Source organism: Microvirga sp. P4_G7 (genome assembly GCF_056401005.1).
Genome location: NZ_JBFUKD010000315.1, coordinates 1 through 4,068 on the forward strand (window position 1 = coordinate 1; position 4,068 = coordinate 4,068).

Consider the following 4,068-nt stretch of genomic DNA (forward strand, 5'->3'; position numbering starts at 1 on the left):
GAGTGATCTCGGCGACGGCGGGCAGGGATTTGTCGGCCTGCTGCGAGCGGATACGAGCCCGGTCCAGCTCGAAAACCTGCAAAGCCTTTTCTTTCGCAATGGTGATCGCTGGCATGCGCTGGAAGTTTACGAACGCCGTGTTCTTGTCCCGTCGATGGACGTGCCGGCCCATATCCGCGACGTCTTGCCGCGAACGACGGCGAGCGTGGAGACGATCGGGACATTGCGCAAGGCGAGCGCCCGGTTCGATGGACGTGACACGGTATCGACGCTCAAGGATCCTGTTCGGATGGGCATGGATCTCGTCATCGAATTGTCGGGCGGAATGCTCGTGAGCGGATGGCTCCTTGATCCGGAAGGCCTGGTGAATTCCGTCGTCCTGCGTGCGGGATCCCACGCTGCCGCCGTCAACGAGATTTGGACGAGATTGCCGCGTCCCGATGTTACTGCGACCTTTCAACATGACAATCTGTTCGCGCGCGGAATGGATCCGTTGTTGAACGACTACGGATTTCTAGCCTTCGTTCCCGGAGTGGCGACGGAGAGTGACGGGCCGGTTTATTTCGAGTTGTCGCTCGGAGATGATGAGGCCAGCGCGTTCTATCCGCTGACCCCGATCCGAGGATTGTCGCGCCGCGCACTCGAGAGACTCATCTCTTCTCTCGACCCTCGGATGGTGGGCGGCGCGAAGGTCATCGAGCGACACATCGGCCCCATGATGCAATCGCTCGATCATCCCGGACCACATATCGTCGAGATGCGCGATTTCGCGTTCCACGACGCGGCCGGGACGACGGCGCTGATCATCGGGTGCGGGTCGGACGTGGAAGAGGTCTCGACGACCCTGTCTCTCCTCGCGCTCGATCCGGAGACGCACGATACACCGATCGTCGTGTCAGTTCCGGTCGAAGCCTATGGCGAAATTGCCAGCGAGGTTCAGCGCCTCGCTGGGTTCTACGGATTGGGAATTCGTGTCATCGCGGCCAAAGGTGTGCAGGACCCTTGCGATGCGTTCGAGGCTGCTGTGGTGGGGACCAAAGCCGAGACGCTGGTGTTCTTGAGCGCGGGCGTTCTGCCGCGCCAGACGGGTTGGCTCGCGCGTTTGCAACGCGCCCATCACGCCCGCGGCGGCAAGGTCCTCGTCAGCCCGACGATCGTGTTCGAAGATGATTCCATTCGCTTCGCCGGCACCTGGCTCGACGACGACGAGCGACTGCTCGTGGATCGCTTTCTGGGTTACCCGCGCGAAGTTGTGCGTGGCGCGGAACCGACAGAGGTCGTGGCAGGCACCACCACATGCTGCATCGTCTCGCGGACGGCAATCGAAAGTACCGGCGGTTTCAGCCGGATCTACCTGGGAGCGACCGAGAAGGGCAGGGATCTCTGCTTAAAGCTCAGACTCTCCGGCACGCCATCGCTTTGGCTGCCGGACGTCGAAATGATCACTGCCGATGAAGACCATGGAGCGGCGGGCGCACTGTCTCGCCGGCTCGCCCAGCGCATCGACCGCTGGAGTTTCGACCGCCGCTGGTCGCTCTTGGTCGCCAACATGCGAGGTTGAAATGAACGATCGATCGTTGCGCGTTCTTGTCGTCTCTCACGGCCATCCGAGCTTCTCGCTCGGGGGAGCGGAAATCGCGTCCTATAATCTTCACAAGGGGCTGAATCGTGCAGCCCGTGTCACGTCGCGGTTCCTTGCGCGGGTCGGACATCCCGTTGCGAGGCATAGTGGAACGGCCCTTCTGAGCCTGCGTCAGAAGGACGGCGAAATCCTCTACCATGCCGATGAGTACGACCACTTTCTGCTGTCGAACCACAATACCGAGGAAGTCGAACGGGATTTCCTGCGGGTGGTACGCGAACTCAAACCAGAGGTGATCCACTTCCATCACTTCATCGGCCTTGGTCTCGAGTGCCTGTTCGCGGTGCGAAAGGCGTTGCCGAACGCGGTGATCGTGGTGACGTTCCACGAGTTTCTAGCCATCTGCCATCACCACGGGCAGATGGTGAAGACCGGGAGCACGAAGCTGTGCGATCGCGCTTCGCCTGCGGATTGCAATGCGTGCTTTCCCGAGATATCGCCCGCGCGCTTCCTGCGGCGCGAATATTTCATACGATCGCTTCTGCAGGTCGCGGATCATTTCGTGTCGCCGAGCCAGTTCCTGATCGATCGCTATGTCGATTGGGGCTTGCCAGCCGACAAGTTCACCCTGATCGAGAACGGTCTCGATATCACGATGCCGGCGGAGCCGCGTCCGCTGCCAAGTCCGAAGGCACGGCGGGCACGCTTTGCCTATTTCGGGCAGATCACATCGTTCAAAGGTGTCGATGTTCTGCTCGATGCGGTTTCGCGGATTCCGGAGGCGATTTGGGGCGACGACGCTCAGCTGATGATTTTCGGCGGCAATCTCGAACGTCAGCCGAGACCCTTCCAAGAGAAGATCGAAAAGCTCGTGGAACAAGCAGGTCCACGCGTTCGCTTCTACGGCGCCTACAAGAACAGCGAGATGCCGCGACTGATGAGATCCGTCGACTGGACCATCATCCCGTCGATCTGGTGGGAGAACTCGCCCATCGTGATTCAGGAATCGTTCTTTCACGGCCGCCCGCTGATCTGCAGCAATGTCGGGGGAATGGCGGAGAAGATCACCGACGAGGTGGATGGCCTGCACTTCCGCGTCGGCTCCTCAGAAGACTTGATCGACAGGATGGTCGAAGCGCTGACCGACAAAACATTGTGGGATCGGCTGCGCGCCGGCATCAAGCGTCCGATCGATTTCGAGGAATGCGCGCGGCAGCATCTCGATCTCTACCGCGACCTGTCCTCGCGCGATGCCTCGGCCGTTCCGCTCGCGGCACAATCCGCCTGACCGACACCTGAAACGAAACCAACACAAAGGGAGATATCCATTGGCACGCGTTCTCGTCATGATCCCGTCCGGGGAAGTCTACGATCACGACAGCGTTCGCTGGTACCGCTACAGCGACGTTCAAAGCCACATCAACCACTATCACAACATCGGCGACGCGTTCGTCTTCGACTCGTCGTTGAAGCTTTTGAACTACGATAAGCTCGGCGTTCTTCCGATCGCCAATCCCAATCTCGATGATATCGATCGGTTGAACGAGGAATACGACTACGTCTTCCTGCGGGGTTCTAACTATGTCCACAAGGACATGCGCTGGAGCCAGACGATCGATGTCCTGAAACGTCTGAAAATTCCCGTCATCGCCTACGGCATTGGCGCCCAAGCTCCGGTGAAGGGAAAAATCGAACTGTCGGCGGAGACCAAGACGGTGCTCCGTATGATGGCGGATTCGACGACCTCCATCGGTGTGCGCGGCGCATATTCGGCGCAGGTGCTGTGGGATATCGGGATCAAGAACGTTCGCATTGTCGGTTGCCCGACGGCGTTCCGGCGTAACGATCCCCACATGTCGATTCGGTTGCCGTCCCTCGACAAGGTCAAGCGCGTCGGCATCACGCTCCGTCGCGAGGTTTCGCCAGCGTATGCGCAAGACATCAAGCGATATCTCACCTTCCACCGTGACTTGGTGAAGTCCTTGGCCCAGCGCTTCGATGTGGTGCTGATGGCCCAGGGTGAAGTCGAGGAAAAGAAGATCGTTTTCGGTACGCCCGAGCAGAAGGAAGAGGCATTTGCGGCTCTTCGCGCCAACAAGTGGGTGTCAGAATGGTACATGGACGAGACCATGGAGAAGCTTCACCGCGAGCGCCTTTTCTATTCGGATGTCGTCGCCGATTATGAAGACCTGGTTCAGCAGAAGGATCTCGTTCTCGGGTACCGGCTGCACGGCAATCTCATGGCGCTTTCGAACGGGACGCCGTCGATCTACTTCACCTACGACAGTCGTACGGTGGAGTTCGCGGAGACCTATCAGATCCCGAGTTTCGACGTGTTCTCCGGCAAGGATTTCAATATCGAGGACTATTGGGACCAATCCCTGTTCGACAAGTTCAATCGCGCCTACCACCACACCTATCGCGAAATGCACCAGTTCCTGACGGAGAATGGCGCCGATACGAAAATGATCGACGTCATGCAGAAG

At 59.2% G+C, this 4,068-nt stretch carries 3 protein-coding genes; all 3 read left to right on the forward strand.

Annotation, left to right across the window (positions count from 1 at the left end; translation table 11 throughout):
- On the forward strand, positions 1 to 1,561 hold a 1,561-nt coding region (locus tag AC1DT3_RS13505; RefSeq protein WP_477465767.1), incomplete at its 5' end, for a glycosyltransferase family 2 protein.
- 1 nt (position 1,562) lies between these two features.
- Positions 1,563 to 2,870: a glycosyltransferase family 4 protein gene (locus AC1DT3_RS13510; protein ID WP_477465768.1), complete on the forward strand. Its 1,308-nt coding sequence runs from the start codon at positions 1,563 to 1,565 to the stop codon at positions 2,868 to 2,870.
- A gap of 40 nt (positions 2,871 to 2,910) precedes the next feature.
- A partial coding sequence (locus AC1DT3_RS13515) for a polysaccharide pyruvyl transferase family protein (protein ID WP_477465769.1) occupies positions 2,911 to 4,068 on the forward strand: 1,158 nt, incomplete at its 3' end.

What these genes read in the sequence shown, in the direction of transcription:
- AC1DT3_RS13510 (WP_477465768.1), top strand. Translation starts at nt 1,563, where the DNA reads ATGAACGATCGATCGTTGCGCGTTCTTGTCGTCTCTCACGGCCATCCG.